The organism is Haloferax sp. DFSO52 (genome assembly GCF_048158745.1).
Lineage (GTDB): Archaea > Halobacteriota > Halobacteria > Halobacteriales > Haloferacaceae > Haloferax.
In genome coordinates this window covers 820,906-835,544 of the sequence record NZ_JBLOPB010000001.1, presented here as the reverse complement: position 1 = coordinate 835,544, position 14,639 = coordinate 820,906, and the positions used below count along the sequence as shown (strand labels likewise).

General features: G+C 61.5%; 12 protein-coding genes. 5 read left to right on the top strand and 7 right to left on the bottom strand.

Annotated elements, in window-relative coordinates; all coding sequences use genetic code 11:
* Positions 1-27 precede the first annotated feature (27 nt).
* Positions 28-1,632 (bottom strand): Na+/H+ antiporter NhaC family protein, encoded by a 1,605-nt coding sequence (locus ACK3SC_RS04305; protein WP_416838887.1) that lies wholly within the window; start codon positions 1,630-1,632, stop codon positions 28-30.
* A 262-nt stretch (positions 1,633-1,894) separates the two neighbouring features.
* On the opposite strand from ACK3SC_RS04305, the gene mtnP reads away from it, so the two are divergent.
* The 3 genes from mtnP to ACK3SC_RS04290 all read left to right on the top strand — a co-directional run bounded on the left by mtnP (position 1,895) and on the right by ACK3SC_RS04290 (position 3,888).
* A complete protein-coding gene (gene mtnP, locus ACK3SC_RS04300; protein WP_416838886.1) occupies positions 1,895-2,755 on the top strand; it encodes an S-methyl-5'-thioadenosine phosphorylase in 861 nt (286 codons plus the stop codon).
* A gap of 100 nt (positions 2,756-2,855) precedes the next feature.
* Positions 2,856-3,230, top strand: coding sequence for a CBS domain-containing protein (locus ACK3SC_RS04295; RefSeq protein WP_416838885.1), 375 nt, complete (start codon positions 2,856-2,858; stop codon positions 3,228-3,230).
* A gap of 67 nt (positions 3,231-3,297) precedes the next feature.
* Positions 3,298-3,888: a DUF5518 domain-containing protein gene (locus ACK3SC_RS04290; RefSeq protein ID WP_416838884.1), complete on the top strand. Its 591-nt coding sequence runs from the start codon at positions 3,298-3,300 to the stop codon at positions 3,886-3,888.
* A gap of 63 nt (positions 3,889-3,951) precedes the next feature.
* Here ACK3SC_RS04290 and ACK3SC_RS04285 read toward each other — a convergent pair whose 3' ends face one another.
* The 4 genes from ACK3SC_RS04285 to ACK3SC_RS04270 all read right to left on the bottom strand — a co-directional run bounded on the left by ACK3SC_RS04285 (position 3,952) and on the right by ACK3SC_RS04270 (position 10,531).
* Positions 3,952-4,950 carry a segregation/condensation protein A gene (locus ACK3SC_RS04285; protein WP_416838883.1) on the bottom strand — a complete coding sequence of 333 codons (999 nt, stop codon included), beginning with the start codon at positions 4,948-4,950 and terminating at the stop codon, positions 3,952-3,954.
* Entirely contained in the window at positions 4,943-8,659 is a 3,717-nt protein-coding gene (gene smc / locus ACK3SC_RS04280; RefSeq protein ID WP_416838882.1) for a chromosome segregation protein SMC, read from the bottom strand. Before smc ends, ACK3SC_RS04285 begins: the two co-directional genes overlap by 8 nt.
* 85 nt (positions 8,660-8,744) lie before the next feature.
* Positions 8,745-9,047, bottom strand: a complete 303-nt coding sequence (locus ACK3SC_RS04275) for a chromosome segregation protein SMC (RefSeq protein WP_416838881.1) — start codon at positions 9,045-9,047, stop codon at positions 8,745-8,747.
* Between the two features lie 161 nt (positions 9,048-9,208).
* Positions 9,209-10,531 carry an amidohydrolase gene (locus ACK3SC_RS04270; RefSeq protein ID WP_416838880.1) on the bottom strand — a complete coding sequence of 441 codons (1,323 nt, stop codon included), beginning with the start codon at positions 10,529-10,531 and terminating at the stop codon, positions 9,209-9,211.
* 29 nt (positions 10,532-10,560) lie between these two features.
* On the opposite strand from ACK3SC_RS04270, the gene ACK3SC_RS04265 reads away from it, so the two are divergent.
* Positions 10,561-10,713, top strand: coding sequence for a hypothetical protein (locus ACK3SC_RS04265; RefSeq protein ID WP_416838879.1), 153 nt, complete (start codon positions 10,561-10,563; stop codon positions 10,711-10,713).
* The gene (gene gatB / locus ACK3SC_RS04260; protein WP_416838878.1) at positions 10,713-12,203 is read left to right on the top strand and encodes an Asp-tRNA(Asn)/Glu-tRNA(Gln) amidotransferase subunit GatB; all 1,491 of its coding nucleotides are present in this window, start codon (positions 10,713-10,715) and stop codon (positions 12,201-12,203) included. The genes ACK3SC_RS04265 and gatB overlap by 1 nt, the downstream gene beginning before the upstream one ends.
* 39 nt (positions 12,204-12,242) lie before the next feature.
* Here gatB and ACK3SC_RS04255 read toward each other — a convergent pair whose 3' ends face one another.
* Together ACK3SC_RS04255 and ACK3SC_RS04250 are read right to left on the bottom strand one after the other, a co-directional pair.
* Positions 12,243-12,926 carry a hypothetical protein gene (locus ACK3SC_RS04255; RefSeq protein WP_416838877.1) on the bottom strand — a complete coding sequence of 228 codons (684 nt, stop codon included), beginning with the start codon at positions 12,924-12,926 and terminating at the stop codon, positions 12,243-12,245.
* 62 nt (positions 12,927-12,988) lie between these two features.
* Positions 12,989-14,443, bottom strand: a complete 1,455-nt coding sequence (locus tag ACK3SC_RS04250; protein WP_416838876.1) for an MATE family efflux transporter — start codon at positions 14,441-14,443, stop codon at positions 12,989-12,991.
* Positions 14,444-14,639 lie beyond the last annotated feature (196 nt).

Sequence of the window (14,639 nt, the reverse complement as noted above, 5' to 3'; positions counted from 1 at the left end):
AAATGAAAATGTGAGTTGAACGCGATCTCAGTCGTCGCTGCTCAGGTTTCTCGCGGCTGCCTTCGACGAGGCGGGTTTCGCCGAGAGATCCTTGCGTCGGGCGTCCAGTTCGGAGAATCCGTAGACGAGGCCGACGAGCGTCAGAATCCCGAACGGGAGCAGCACGAGCGGACTGGCATTCGTTGCACCGTACAGGAAGTACACCACGATGGTGGCGAGCAGGACGGTGAACGCGTAGTACATCTGTGTCCGGACGTGGTCGATGTGGTCCGCTCCTGCGAACGTCGACGCGAGGACGGTCGTGTCCGAAATCGGCGAACAGTTGTCGCCGAAGATGGCACCGCTGAACATCGCACCGATGGCGACGGCGATGAAGCTCGGGTCGTTCCCACCAATCGCCCACGCCAACGGGATGACGATCGGCGTCATGATGGACATCGTCCCCCACGACGTCCCGATAGCGAACGAGATGAACGCCGAGGTGATGAAGACGACGACGGGAACCATCATGGGCGAGACGACACCCGTCGCGTACTGCGTGACGTATGCGCCGGTTCCCAACGCACTCGCGACGGCACCGATCGACCACGCCAGGACGAGGATACTGACCGCCGGGAGCATCGTCCCGAACCCGTCGAGAACCGTCTCCATCGCCTGATTGAGCGACATGATGTTCTCGCTCAATCCGACGACGATGGCCATCGTCACCATCGCGAACGACCCCCAGACGAGCGCCGTCGCGACGTCGGTGTTACTGACCATCTCGACGGGCGTTCGGCCGGGTGCGTAGCCCATCATCGCTGCACCGCCAATGACGACGGAAACGAGCGCGATGACTGGCAGGAAGAACACGCGCAGTGGCGCATCATCGGAGAGTGGTTCACCCAGTTCGTCCTTGATGTTCTGGAGCGGTTGTGCGTCCTCTCGGATGACGTTCCCCGTCCGCTGGGCGCGCGTTTCGGCGTCGAGCATCTCGCCGAAGTCCCGTTGGGTGACGACGATGATACCGACCATCGCAATCGCGAGAATCGCGTACACGTTGAACGGGATGCTCTGGATGAACGTCGCGGCAGCAGAGGGCGTTTCAGCCTGAATACCGAGTTCTTCGTACTGGTTGGCGATGAGACCGATTTCGAAGGCGACCCAACTCGAGATACCAATCGTCGCCACCGGCGCGGCAGTCGAGTCGAGCAGATACGCCAACTTCTCGCGCGACATCTTGAGTTCGTCGGCGAGGTTCTTCATCGAACTCCCGACGATCGCGTTGTTCGCGTAGTCGTCGAAGTTCCACAGGATACCGAGTAACCACGTCGCAATCCCGATTTTCCTGTGTGAGTCGATTCGTTTCGTCGCGAAGTTGGTGATAGCGATTGCACCCCCTAACCGCCAGATGAGTGCAATCCCGGCCCCGATCTGGAGTGTGAACACCAGAATCTTCGCGTTGAACGTACTTCCACCGATAGACGTGACGATCCAATCGTACAACTGTGCGACACCTGTACCACCGGTATAGATGATTCCCCCAACCCAAACGCCGATGAAGAGCGACAGCATCGCCCTCCGGGTTGCAACTGCCAGCACGATTGCCAACAATGGTGGTACGAGCGACAACACGCCAAATTCTGACGCCATGCTAATTGGTTACATAGAACATTCCTTATATATTTTATTGCCAATGAATTGTCACTATTTGGCCGAGTTGCCCGGGCAGGACTGCTGGTCTCAAGCGGTACACCACGAGTAGGTATCGACGCCATCTCCGCGACACCATTTTCCTGTGGCCCGATTCGCGGTTCTCATCTTCCTCCTCGACACAGGCGTCATGGTCGAGCCACAGATTCGCCACGAGACACGGTTTCGCCACGATTTTGTGCACCCTCCACCTCGTTCGAATATGAAAATCGGATTTATCGGCGGCAGCGGAATCTACGAGGCACTGCCCCTCGAAAACACCCGTGAGGAACCGGTCGAGACACCGTTCGGCGAACCCTCGACGACGCCAATCGTCGGTGAGTTCGGCGACACCGGCCGCGAAGTCGTCTTCCTGCCTCGACACGGCCCCGACCACCAGCACTCCCCGACGACGCTCCCGTATCGCGCGAACATCTTCGCGCTGAAGAAACTGGGCGTCACCCACATCCTCGCCAGTAACGCCGTCGGCAGTCTGAAAGAAGACCTGCCGCCGCAGACGCTCGTCGTCCCAGACCAGATTTACGACCGCACGAAACACCGCCCGCTGACGTTCTTCGACGAGGGACTCGTCGTCCACCAGCCGTTCGCGATGCCGTACGACGAAGAACTCGTCTCCATCCTCACTGAAGCCGCTGAAGAAGCCACCGACGCCAACGTTCAAGAAGGCGGCACCTACGTCTGCATCGAAGGCCCGTCGTACTCCACGAAAGCCGAGAGCGAACACTACCGCGCACAGGGGTGGGACATCGTCGGCATGACCACCATCCCCGAAGCGAAACTCGCCCGTGAGGCCGAAATCGCCTACGCGACTATCACCGGCGTCACCGACTACGACGTGTGGAAAGAAGACAGCGAAGTCACCCTCGACGAGGTGTTGAAGAACGCCGCCGCCAACGAGGAGTCCATCAAAGAGACTGTCGAGGCTGCAATCCGCAAGATTCCCGATGGCCACGAAACGGACAGCCACTCTGCCCTCGAAGGAACCATCAACACGCCGGACGAGGCGATCCCCGCAGAGACGAAAGAGAAACTCGCTCCCCTCATCGGAGCCTACGTCGAGTAATCTCTCCGCCGTCTCGTCTCCGAGTGACTGTCCCCCCTCCGACAAGTGGTATCACCCACCGAGTAAACTTTCATAACCTTTCAACTCCGTTCTGTATGCCATGAGTTCTACAGACAGAGTGAAAGTCAAAGACGTCATGTCAACACCGCTCGAGACTATTTCGAAGGATGCGACCGTCATGGATGCCGCACAGAAGATGCGCGACATGGACATCAGCGCACTGGTCGTCCGGACGACACCACGGTCGATTATCAGCAGTACGGACGTTCTCAATGCCGTCGCAGACGGCAAAGACGTCACGAAACTGTCGGTGGCTGACGTGATGACGACCGACGTCGAAACCGCCACCCCGGACCTCTACATGGAGGAGGTTGCGGCGATGATGACGACCTACGGCATCAAACACCTGCCAGTCGTAGACGACGACTACGTCGGGATGATTTCTTCGACTGACGTGACTGCACACCTGTCGTAACCACGTCGCACAACCAAGCGAGCGGGCTGCTCGCGCAGTATTTCGTTTCTCGAAGCCAACTAGTGGTATGACTCCAGAGACAACCACCCAACTCACGGCCGACTCGACAGAACTCGCCACTCGTGGAGAGAACTTCTACCTTCACGCGCTGTTGGGTGCCGTCGTCACCTTCTTCACGGCCATCATCCCGTTTTCACCCATCCTCGGCGGGGCCGTTGCGGGCTACCTCCACGCCGAAGGGACAGACCGCGGGATACGAGTCGGTGCAGTGTCTGGACTGATCGCTTCGCTCCCGCTGGTCGCGATATTCCTCCTCCTGTTTACTGTCATGTCGATCGGGTCGGTCGTAACCGGTGAAGTCGCCGGCCCCGTGTTCGTCATCGTGCTGGTCGGAATCGGCTTCGTACTGGTCGCGTTGTACACCGTCGGCCTCAGTGCTGCCGGCGGCTACCTCGGTGCGTCGTACGCCGAATCGAGGGCCGAAAAACTGGCCGCGAACGCAACACTCGATTCCCACGCGGACGAGACTTCCGACGAAACCGTATCCACCGACGACGCCGAGTCAGCGCCTGTTGAAGACGATTCGACAGCCATCGACGACGACGAAACAGCTGCCGACGACGACGAATCCTCGACCACGACAGACGAGGAGAACTAACCTGGGTGCCGATATCGACACCGCATCGGCTACTGAAGAGCGAACCTCAGGAGAATACCGTCGTCAGTCGCTGACAACCGCTTCGACTTCTTGTTCGCCGTCGGGATGTCGTTCGCTCCGTTCAGCGTCGTCGAACGCGTCGGGGTTTCGAATCCAGAGGTCACCGAATATCTCGTCCTGCTGGAGGCGGACGACGCTCCGGTGAGACAGAAACAGCAGCGCGAGATACGTCGTCATCACGGTGTCGGCGACGTGTCGAATCTCGGCGAACAACACCTCGTCGCGACCCTTCTCGTAGTGGGTCGAAAGCACGTCACCCACTTCCTCGACGATTGCCTCGATGTCTTCGTTGTGGGCGGTTCCCGTCACGTCGTCTTCGGTCGGTTCGCCGGCACCGCGCATGTCGCCGGCGGCGTGGTAGTCGAGCGTCTGCGTCCCACGGGAAAACCCGCGCGGCGATTCGGACGTGTCGTACTCGCGGCGGCGTTTCCACCACGACCCGCGTTCTGCTTCACGGAGTTCGTGGACGAGTTCGTCCAGCGTCTCGGGCGATCCACGAGCGTGTTTGCGCTCGAGGCGTCGGTCCATCTCGTCTTCGAGCGCGTTGATGGGGTCGAATCCGGACACGTCGTCGCCGGGATGTCCGTCGTCGCCGCCACCCTGTAAGGCGAGTTCCCACGGTTCGAGTTCTTCCTCGGCGGGTTCGTCGGGTGCGAGGAGTTCGTCGGATTTCATCCGCAAGAGGACGCTCGCGTAGAACAGCGCCCGCCCAGTCGTCCGGAGGTCCATCGCATCGAGTCGTTCGAGGAACGCGTCCGTCACGTCGACGATGTCGATATCCCACGGGTCGATTTGCCCCTCTTTGGCGAGTTGCACGAGGAGTTCGACTGGCTCGACTTCGTCGTCGTCCGACTCGGAGACGTCGTCCGGAAGCACGTCGTCGACAGCGTCGCCTTGCTGGTCCGTCTCGAGGTCCGAATCACCCGAAAACGAGAACGTCTCGCTGTCATCGGACTCGCCACGGTCTCGCGAGAGGTTCAGTTTCGGGATGTCGTCAGTCATCCGCCGGGACCTCCGGTTCCGTCGTTTCGTCGTCGCCGTCACCACCGTGGCCATCGCCATCGGTAGTATCGTCGTCGCCGCTGGCATCGTTGCCATCGGCGTCGTCTCCGCCGTCATCGCCGTCGGCATCGACGCTCCCGTCGCTTGCTTCGTTCCCGCCGAACTGGATGCCGGTGACGGCGCTGACGTTGTCGCCTTGCATCGTCACACCGATTGCGCGTTCGGCGCGTTCGAGCAGGGCAGAGCGGTGCGAGACGACGACGAACTGCGCGTCGCCCGCCAGGTCGTCGACCATCTGGCCGACGCGTTCGGCGTTCGCGGCGTCGAGGAACGCGTCCACCTCGTCCAGGGCGTAGAACGGCGCGGGGTTGTGGCGCTGAATCGCGAAGATGAACGCGAGTGCCGTCAACGACTTCTCACCACCGGACATCGCGTCGAGGCGCTGAATCGGTTTGTCACCCGGCTGGGCTTTCATCGTCAGCCCCTCTTCGAATGGGTCTTCGGGGTTCTCGAGGTGCAGGTGGCCCGTCCCGTTGGAGAGTCGTTCGAAGATGTCGGTGAAGTTCTCTGCGATGGCGTCGAACGACTCCATGAACGTCTGTTTCTTCTGCGACTCGTACTGGTCGATACGCTCACTGATGGCGTCACGCTCTTCGACGAGGACGTCGCGACGCTCTTGGAGGTCTTCGAGGTCAGCCTTCACGTCGTCGTACTCGTCGATCGCGAGCATGTTGACGGGTTCGAGCGCCTCCATCTCCTCGGTCAGGCGCTCGATTTCGGCTTCGACCGTGCTGTGGTCGGGAATCTCTTCGGGGTCGTAGTCGCCGACCTGCGACTGGAGTTCGTCGATTTCCCACTCGAGTCGCTCGGCCGCAGACTCGAGGCTCTCCAGTTTGGATTCGACCGCGTTCACCCGGTCTTTCTTCTCGTCGCGAGCAGACCGCGCGTCGCGCAGTTCCTCTTGGAGTTCGCGGCGGTCTTCTTTGAGGTCGACCAGTTCTTCTTCGAGTTCCGCGACTGCCTCGCGCTTCGCGTCGAGGTCGTCTTCGCGGTCTTCGATCTTCGACTCGGCGTCTGCGACGGTCTCGCGTGCTTCTGCCTTGCGGTTCTGTGCGGTCTCGACCGTGTCGTGGAGGTCGTCGACCGCGTCTTCGGCGTACTGTTTTTCGAGTTGTATCTCGTTGAGACGGCTATCGAGCGTCCCCATCCGGTCTTCGAGTTCGTCGATATCGGCGCGAATCTCGTCGGCTTTCGCGGTGAGTTTCGGAATCTCTGAGTCCGCGAGTTCCTGTTCGATGTCGGCGATGTCGGCTTCGACCGCCGAAATCTCCTCGTCGAACTCGGCGATCTCGTCGTCGAGCGCCGACATCTGTTCGTCGACGGATTCACGTTCGGACTGCAGGTCGTCGAGTCGGTCGTTCAACTCCTCGATTTCTGCTTCCGCGTCGTCGATATCCTCCTGTGCGTCTTCGATTTCGCGCTCGATTGCACGAACTCGGTCTGCCGCGTCAGAGGCTCGTCCACGGGCGTCCTCCAGGTCGTCGTCGATGTCGCGGATTTCGCCGTTGAGCGACCGACGGCGGTCTTCGAGTTTCGTGATTTCCTTGGCGATGCGTTCGAGCCGGCCTTCGCCCGACTTCGAAAAGGAGTATCGAGAGCCACCGCCGGACCCACCGGTCATCGCACCGGAGCGTTCGACCAGGTCACCGTCGAGGGTGACCATCCGGTAGTCGCCCATCAGCGCGCGAGCGGTCTGCATGTCTTCGACGACGAGCGTCGACCCGAGAACGTACGAGAAGATGGTCTCGTACTGACTGTCGTAGTCGACGAGGTTGCGCGCGAAGTCCACGACGCCGGGGTGATTCGGCTTGCTCGGCAGGCCACGGTTGTCCATCTTCGAGATGGGAAGGAACGTCGCTCGACCCGCGTTTCGGGACTTCAGGTGGTCGATACAGGACGACCCAACCCCGTCGTCGTCGACGACGACGTTGGCGAGGCGGCCACCGGCGGCCGTCTCACAGGCTTTGGCGAACTCACCATCGACCGACCCGAGTTGGCCCACTGCGCCGTGAACGCCCGAGATGCCGGCGTTGAGAATCGTCGTGACCGCCCGTGGCCACGAGTTGTCCCCGTCAGACCCAGCACGCGCTTCGAGACGGGCGTACTCGGACTGTTTGGTCTGGAGTTCGTCGTTGACCTCCGAGAGGTCGTCTTTCAACTCGGCCTTCTCGGCCTGCAAGTCCTCGATAATCCCGTCTATCTTCGCCTTGTTCTTCTCGGCGGTGTCGAGTTCGCTGTGCAGGTCTGAGAGCGTCGCCTTCAGCTCTGGAATACGCTCGTGCGCCTCGTCGATTTCCGTCTGCGTCTCAGAGATTTCGTTCGAACGCCGGCGTGCGTCGTCGAGGAGGCGGTCTTTGGCACGCTGTCGGTCGTTCTTCTCGTCTTTGAACTCGTCGAGCGTCTCTTTTTTCTCCGTGAGTTCGGACTTCAGTTCGTCGAACTCGGTGTCGACCGAGTCGATTTCGGCCTGCACTTCGGAGAGTTCGACCTGCTTGGACTGGATGTCGCTTTTGACCGACGCTTTCTCGACCTTGATTTCGCGAATATCGCCAGACAGGTCGTCTATCTTCTCCTGTTTGCGGTCGATATCGACGAACGCTTTCCGGCGTTCGGCTTCGGCGTCTTGTCGCTTCTCTTCGGCCGCTTCGATGGAGTTTTCGAGGCGTGCGATGTCGCCTTTTATCTCCTCCATCTCGGATTTGATGCGGAGTTGTTCGTCCTCGCCCTTACGCTCGATTTCGTGGGTGAGGTCTTCGAGGTCCTCTTCGAGACGGGTGACTTTGCCCTGTTTCTCGTCGAGTTCTGCCTGTAGGCCTTCGAGTTTGGATTCGGTCGACTCGATGCGCGATTCGGTGCGCGAGAGGTCGTCGCGCTTGTCTTCGAGTTCCGCCGCCTTCAGATAACCTTCGTACTCTTCTTTCTCGTCGCGGAGGTTCTTGTACTGAAGCGCCGTCTCGCGTTCGTCGGCGAGTTGGTCGAGACGCCCTTCCTTCTCTTCGATACGCAGGCCGGCCTCGTCGACGTGTTCTTGGACCGCCTCTAACTCCTCGAAGGCGGCGTCTTTCTTCGCGTCGAACTCGGCGACGCCTGCGATTTCGTCGATGATGCCCCGGCGCTGGTAGGGCGTCATGTTGATAATCTCGGTCACGTCGCCCTGCATGACGACGTTGTACCCCTCCGGCGTGATACCGGCCTGTGCCAGGAGGTCTTTGATGTCCGAGAGGTTGACCGACCGCTCGTTGAGATAGTAGTACGAGTAGTAGTTGTCCGGCGTCTCCTTGACGCGGCGCTTGATGGTGATTTCGTCGACGTCGCCGATTTTGTCCGTGCCTGCGGCGTTGACGACCTGCGACCGGTCGAGCGTGCCTTCGGAGTTGTCGAGAACGACCGTGACGCTCGCTTCCTTGGGTTGCGCCACCGCCTCGTCACTCCCGTCGGCGTGGCCGGGGTTGTAGATGAGGTCTGTCAGTTTCTCGGCGCGGATCCCGCGAGTGCGGGCGAGGCCGAGGGCGAACAGGACGCCATCGATGATGTTCGACTTTCCAGAACCGTTCGGGCCCGTAACGACCGTGAAATCCTCGTAGAACGGGATACGGGTCGGCCGCCCGAAGCTCTTGAAACCGTCAAGGACGAGCTCTTTGATGTGCATGTGTTGGTGTTCACGCGGGCGACGCCCGCAAGGGAACGCGCCGCATGGACACAGGGGCGCGTCGTATGTGTGTCAGCGCGCCCGATCAGGCGACGATGATGTCGTCTTCGGGAGTCTGACTTTCTTCTTCGTCACCAACGTCGGCCTCATCTGTTTTAGTCTCATCGCCGTCGGCCGCATCCGCCTCGGGGGCGTTTTCAGGCGCTCCTTCTTCGGCAGGCGTCCAGTCGCCGCGACGTCGTGGGGCACGCGATGGCACTTCCACGTCGTTCGCGTCTTCCAGTTGTCGAAGTCGCTCTTTGGATTCGACGAGTTCCTCAGTGAGTCCGTTCACTGCGGCCTGCAGCTCTGCAACCTTAGATTCGAGTTCCTCCACCCGATTACTCATGAGTAATATAGCCCCGCGCGTGAGACATAAAAGTGCGTCAGACAATCACCGATAATGTGATACGTGTGTGAACGGACTACCCCCTGCTTCGCTCGCCTCACGAATCGAGTGACAGTTGGGTCCGGAGACCCGAACGCACACAGACTCCTCGATTCAGGATGTTACTCGCGGTACGATTCAGTCGTCGTCGCACGGAACGCTCGAACCGCATCGAGGTAGTCTTCACGCGACCGCTTTTGTGATTTCGCGTCACGAAGAGCAGCCATCGCGTCGGGGTCGGTAAGCACGTCGACGAGCATGCACGCCGTGAGTTTCGCCGGGATGACGTACGCCATCTCTTCGTCGACGACGCGGAAGTCGCGGGCGTGGACCGCACCCTCGAAACCGCCAGTCCACGGGTGGATACCGGGGACGAGTTGCGTGACGTCGCCCATGTCGGTCGACCCAGAGAGGTGCGGTTGGCCCTCGGTGACGGCGTTCGGGCCGACGATGTCGCGGGCGTTCTCGTCGTAGACAGATGCGAGCGTCTCGTTCGTCTGCAACGGCATGTACCCGGGGTAGTCTTCGATTTCGACGTCGCCACCGACGGCCATCGCACCGGACGCGAGCGCGCGGTTGACCGACTGGTTCGTCTCCGCAACAGCGTCGATAGCGGCCGCGCGGACGTATGATTCCATGGTCACTTCGGCCGGAACGACGTTCACCCCGTCGCCACCGCGCGTAATGATGGGGTGGACGCGGACGTGGTCTTCGTCGCGGAAGGTCTCTCGCTGGGCGTGCACTGCGTTCATGCCGAGCATCGCGGCGTTGAGGGCGTTGACACCTTCTTCGGGGGCCGCACCCGCGTGGGCTTCTACCCCGCGATAGGTGACGAACTTTCCGACGAATCCGTTCGTGGAAAAACTACTCGTAATCGTCCGCTCCGGCGTGTTGCTGCCGGCGTGCATCATCGCGGCGGCGTCCCAGTCGTCGACGTAGCCGCGACGGATGAGTTCCTGCTTGCCGCCGAAGAACTCGATGTCGCCCGCGTCGAGGAGTTGGCGTCGGTAGTCGAGGTCGAGATACTCTTCGGCGGGAACGGCCACGAACTCGACTGCGCCGTCGAGGTCGTCGACGACACCGCTTCCGACGAGACCGATAGCAGAGCCGACGAGGTGGGCGAGTTGCGCGTTGTGACCGCAGGCGTGAACCGCGCCAGTGTCGGGGTCTGCCAGTGGGTGGTCGGGGTTGACGAGTGCGTCGAGTTCGCCGAGCACGGCCGCGACGAACTCTCCAGACCCGGCGCGAGCGCGGGCACCGGTAATCGCGAGTTCCGTCTCGACATCGAGGTCGAGGTCTTCGAACAGCGAGACGACTTTTTTCGTCGTCTCGACTTCCTTGTAGCCGAGTTCGGGCTCGGACTGCACGTCTTTTGCGAAGGCGACGATGTCGTCTGCGCGGGCGTCGATGGCGTCGCAGACGCGGGCTTTGAGTTCCTCGGTCATTTGAATTACGTCCCGAGAGGAGGCGCGCCATGATAAGTGGAACCGCCGCGGGTGAACGACGGAAGAGCGCGTTCGGTTCGAGCCAACGCCGAGACAGCAATCGATTCGAACCGACACCGACAGACCGTCCGCTCGCGCCCGTCCCGTTAGTCTTTAGCCCACCGCCGTCGAAGCGCGCCTAATGACTGCGCAAGCGCTCGAACAGCGCGAACTCGCGGTCGTCATCGGGTTGGAAGTCCACGTTCAACTCGAGACGTCCACGAAGATTTTCTGTGGCTGTTCGACCGAGCCTGCCGAAGACGAAGCGCCGAACACTCGCGTCTGCCCGGTCTGTCTGGGACTCCCGGGTGCGCTCCCGGTACTCAACGAGAACGCCGTCGAGTCGGCGGTCAAAATCGGCAAGGCGCTCAACGCCACGATCGCCGAAGACACCCGGTTCCACCGGAAGAACTACTACTACCCCGACCTGCCGAAGAACTTCCAGATCACCCAGTACGACGCCCCGATCTGTGCCGACGGGACGCTCGAAGTCTCCGTCGAAGGCAAGCGCCGCAAAATCGGCATCACGCGCGCCCACCTCGAAGAGGACCCCGGCAGTCTCCAGCACAAAGGCGGCAGCATCGACACCGCGGACTACACGCTCGTCAACTACAACCGCGCCGGCACGCCGCTGATGGAAATCGTCACGGAACCCGACTTCCGGAGTCCGCAAGAGACCCGCGCGTTCCTCGCCAAGTTAGAAGAAGTGCTCGAATATCTCGGCGTCTTCGACGCCACCCGCGACGGGTCGCTCCGTATCGACGCCAACATCTCGCTCGTCCCTGCCGACGAAGTCGCAGACGACGGGTCTATCTCCGACGAGACGCTCGAAGCCGCGAACCGGACGGAGGTCAAGAACATCTCGAGTCACAAAGGCGCAGAGAAAGCGCTCGCCTACGAGGTCACCCGCCAGAAGAACGCCGTCAAGCGTGGCCGCGCCATCGAACAGGAGACTCGCCACTGGGACGAATCCCGCGGCATCACCGTCTCGATGCGCTCGAAAGAAGAGGAGAAAGATTACCGCTACTTCCAGGAAGCCGACCTGCCGCCGCTTCAGGTGGCCCACTGGAAAGAAGAGATTCCGATTCCGGAACTCCCGGACGCCCGCCGCGAGCGGTTCCAGACCGAGTACGGCCTCGACGAAGAGTCCGCCTCGAAACTCACCTCCACGAAGGAAGTCGCTGACTTCTTCGAGGACGTCGCCGCCGAGTTCGACGCCGACCTCGCCGCGACGTGGGTCGCCGACAACCTGCTGGGCGAACTCAACTACCGTGACATGCTCATCACCGACGTGTCGGACCGCCTCGACGAGTTCACCCGTCTCATCGAACTCGTCGACGCCGACGAGGTGACGACGAAGAACGCCGAAGAAATCGTCCTCCGCAAGATGCTCGACGAGGGAACCGACCCCGACACCATCGTCGAGGAAGAAGGCCTCGGCAAGGCCGACGACGACGAAATCGGCGGCTTCGTGCAGGAAGCCATCGACGAGAACCCAGACGCTGTCTCCGACTACCACGAGGGTGAAGGCGGTGCCCTGAACTTCCTCGTCGGACAGGTCATGCAGAAGTCCAAGGGGAGCGCCGACCCCGGAACGGTCAACCAACTGCTCCGCGAGAAACTCGACGAGTAACGCGACTGCGACCTGCGGGCCCCAGTCTTTTCCTCGCTGTTAGTCTCGCTGGATGAGTACGACCGCCCCGTAGACGACGGCGAAGAACGACAGAATTGCTTCGGCCGTCGGGTTCGAGGCAAGTGCACTGGTGCTCCCTGACTGGTAGACGGCGTAGTACTCACCATCGAGCTCGAACACGCGTCCTTCACCTTCGTCTGCCCAGAGCGGTTCGTCAGTCCGTATCCGTCCCTGTCGAATCGCTCGTTCGGCGGCCGAGTCCGGATATGTCGAGAGCGACTGCGCGACATCGTCGAGGGCGGTGGTCGCGGATATCCGTTCCGTCGAGAGGACGAACTGACCATCTTCCCACGTCGAGTTGTAGGCGTAGACGCGGCCGTCACTGTACGCGAGGTACTCCTCGTCGGTGTGGAGATATCCCGGCGAACTCGACGTGATGGTGGGGTGGTCGACTCTCACGGTCTCGTTCAGCGTCAGCGCCTCCAGCGTGCAGTATCGTGTGTCTGCCGTCCCCCACGTACAGTCGAATCCGGAGATACCGTGATACATCTCGATTGATGCACGCCTGTCGGAAACCTCCAGGCGATTCTCTTCGACCGTTATCTCGGTCGACTCGTAGACGTAGTCGGTGCCGGTCACCCCGAGTGCCGGCCCCCAAAACGGGTTCGTGACGAGAAGAAAGCCGAGAATGAGGCGGCGCATTCGAGGGGAGGGCAGTCGCATACAGTATTGCCACACGCACTCTGAAAAATCGTTTCGGCTGTCAGGTCCAGGGAAGGGTTCTCTCAGTCGTCGCCCGCCGCGGGAACCGCGTCGTGGTCCAACACGCCTTCACGCCACGTTCCGGCGCGGAACCACACGACTGCGACGACGAACGACCCGACTGCACCGGCGACGTACGCCCACCAGAGTCCCTCGACACCCCACGCGAGACTGGAGATGGAGCCCAGACCGGGAATCGTGACGGTCCACGTAAACGCGACGGCGATGGCGACGGGGACGCGGAAAATCCATCGCGAGAGGAACGACAGCGCCATCGACGCCTTCGTGATTCCGGCCCCGCGGAACGCACCCTGAATGACCATGACGCCGCCGAAGAACGCCCACGACGGCGCGATGATACGGAGGAACGTGATTCCCGCGTCGACGACGGCCTGGTCGTCGATGAACAGGCGCATCGCCTCGGCAGGGAACGCGACGACGAGTCCAGCGGCAGCGAAGAGGAATCCCATCGTTGCTGCCACCGCAGTCCACGTGACTGTCGCCGCCCTGTCAGGCGTTCGTGCACCGAGGTTCTGCCCGACACCGGTCGCGGTTGCCTGCCCGACAGCACCCGAAACCGACCACGAGACAGACATCAGTCGAAGGCCGATGCCGTACGCCGCAGTGGGGATCGGCCCGAACCGGGCGACGAACCCTGCCATGACGACGGCGGAAAAGCTCCGTGCCCACCCGTCGAGCGTCGCTGGCGAGCCAATATCGACGAGTTTCTTCAGGCGCTCCGGGTCGGGTCGCAGGTCTTCGAGGTGGAGTTTGACACCCCAGTCACCGCGCAGGAGGATGTAGACGCCGACGCCGGTGGCGAACAGGCGGGCGATAAGCGTCGCGATGGCCGCGCCGCGCGTCCCCATCCCGGCGACAGACAGGTTCACGCCGAAGACAGAAATCGGGCCGAACCCGAGGATGAGAACCGGGTCGAGGACGACGTTCAACCCCGCCGAGACGACCATGAGCCACATCGCCGTCTTGGTGTCGCCTGCGCCCTGTAAGGCGGCCCGAAACGCGAAGAAGAGGAACGTGAGCGGGAGCGACAGGAAGATAATCTCGATGTACGCGAGTGCTTCGGTGAACACCGCTCCTTCTGCGCCGATGAGGGACAACAACGGGTGTCTGAAGAGGAAGCCGAGTGTTGCGAGGGTGACAGAGACGGCAATCGTGAGGAGAATCGTCTGCCCGACGACGTGGTCTGCCGCTCTGTCTTCGCCAGCGCCGATATGCTGCGAGACGAGTGCGATGGTCGCCGCCGTGATCCCCATCGCTGTCGAGACGAACATCCAACTCATGGGGAACATGAGCGAGACGGCGGCGACGGCGTCCGCTCCGACACGGCCAACCCAGAACACGTCTGCAAGATTGTAGAGCGTCTGGAGGAGGTTTCCGGCGACCAGCGGCCACGAGAGCGTGAGGAGTTTGGGCGCAATCGCCCCGTCGGTCATATCGATGCGCGATTCGCTCGACACGGTTTGTGGTTCGTCGGAACCGCGTTAAGAATGTGGGTCGCGGAATTCGTCGCAGGCGAGTGCGCGAGCACAGAGCACGGTGTTCGTCGCGACACAGAGACCACGCTGTCCATCTCAGCAGCGATACCACACACCTCTCACGCGCGCGAAGCGCGCGCTCCCACTCGCACAGGCCCGTATACGCACGCATTGAGGC

Coding starts and splice junctions, on each gene's coding strand:
- ACK3SC_RS04305 (WP_416838887.1), bottom strand. CDS start 1,632: ATGGCGTCAGAATTTGGCGTGTTGTCGCTCGTACCACCATTGTTGGCA.
- mtnP (WP_416838886.1), top strand. CDS start 1,895: ATGAAAATCGGATTTATCGGCGGCAGCGGAATCTACGAGGCACTGCCC.
- ACK3SC_RS04295 (WP_416838885.1), top strand. CDS start 2,856: ATGAGTTCTACAGACAGAGTGAAAGTCAAAGACGTCATGTCAACACCG.
- ACK3SC_RS04290 (WP_416838884.1), top strand. CDS start 3,298: ATGACTCCAGAGACAACCACCCAACTCACGGCCGACTCGACAGAACTC.
- ACK3SC_RS04285 (WP_416838883.1), bottom strand. CDS start 4,950: ATGACTGACGACATCCCGAAACTGAACCTCTCGCGAGACCGTGGCGAG.
- smc (WP_416838882.1), bottom strand. CDS start 8,659: ATGCACATCAAAGAGCTCGTCCTTGACGGTTTCAAGAGCTTCGGGCGG.
- ACK3SC_RS04275 (WP_416838881.1), bottom strand. CDS start 9,047: ATGAGTAATCGGGTGGAGGAACTCGAATCTAAGGTTGCAGAGCTGCAG.
- ACK3SC_RS04270 (WP_416838880.1), bottom strand. CDS start 10,531: ATGACCGAGGAACTCAAAGCCCGCGTCTGCGACGCCATCGACGCCCGC.
- ACK3SC_RS04265 (WP_416838879.1), top strand. CDS start 10,561: ATGATAAGTGGAACCGCCGCGGGTGAACGACGGAAGAGCGCGTTCGGT.
- gatB (WP_416838878.1), top strand. CDS start 10,713: ATGACTGCGCAAGCGCTCGAACAGCGCGAACTCGCGGTCGTCATCGGG.
- ACK3SC_RS04255 (WP_416838877.1), bottom strand. CDS start 12,926: ATGCGACTGCCCTCCCCTCGAATGCGCCGCCTCATTCTCGGCTTTCTT.